2 pseudogenes are annotated in these 526 nt (G+C 37.5%); both read right to left on the bottom strand.

Going from position 1 to position 526, the window contains the following annotated elements:
• Positions 1–91: pseudogene (locus ACFINW_RS10145) on the bottom strand (DNA-binding protein); the annotation flags it as partial.
• A 201-nt stretch (positions 92–292) separates the two neighbouring features.
• Positions 293–526, bottom strand: a pseudogene (locus ACFINW_RS10150) (integrase); the annotation flags it as partial.

The raw sequence follows: 526 nt of genomic DNA on the forward strand, positions 1-526 counted from the left end.
CATTGGTTACATGACGCCGGAATGTTGAAACACTCATATGAAGCAATTTTGCACTTTCACGGTCTGTTAAAAGAATATCATTTTCTGTCATTCTAAAATCCTTTCACTATAAAAACAAATCATAATCATTTATTAACCACATTTTGGTTCATTTAGAAAGATGTTTTATTCATAGAAAACAATATTTTATTATACAATTTCTGATGTGATACGTGATGAATCTTATTGAGAAAGAATGAGAGAGAAGAGAGAGAAAGTTATCCACAGATAATGGGGTTATTCACCCCATATCTTAAGATTGACCAGTGACATAAGCCGCCCATTTATCCATATAAACGCGGCGCTGTTCTAGATAGTCAGTACGACGATAGGAGCGCTCTACTTTGCCGCCAACTGTATGACTTAGAATAGTTTCAGCGACCTCATAGGGGGCATCGGTTGTTTCAGCAAGCCAATCGCGTAAACTAGAGCGAAAACCATGCGGGCAGGCTTCAAGTTTATTGTCTCTCATATATTGAGCCATACA

The organism is Bartonella sp. AA18HLJMS, from assembly GCF_042197245.1.
Taxonomy (GTDB): Bacteria; Pseudomonadota; Alphaproteobacteria; order Rhizobiales; family Rhizobiaceae; genus Bartonella.